The organism is Mycobacterium sp. NGS27, assembly GCF_059813005.1.
Genome location: NZ_JCALDT010000062.1, coordinates 1 through 241 on the forward strand (window position 1 = coordinate 1; position 241 = coordinate 241).

Annotated in this window: 1 protein-coding gene; it reads left to right on the forward strand. The window is 70.5% G+C overall.

The window, feature by feature from the left end:
- The coding region (locus tag AC5Y30_RS25580) for a condensation domain-containing protein (protein WP_499922123.1) at window positions 1–241 on the forward strand (241 nt) is incomplete at both ends.

Here is a 241-nt window from a genome sequence, read left to right on the forward strand (position 1 = left end):
CGCGTTGGGGCTGCACGGACACCTAGATGCCGCGGCGCTGCAGGCGGCGTTAACCGATGTGGTGGGCCGGCATGAATCGCTGCGCACCGTGTTTCGCGCCCCGCAGGGCATCCCCGAGCAGGTGGTGGTGGCCGCCGACGACGCCGAGGTGGGGTGGGAAGTCATCGATGCCCGCGGCTGGCCGGCCGAGCGGGTCCAGGAGGCGGTGAACACCGCGGCACAGCACAGGTTTGATCTCAGC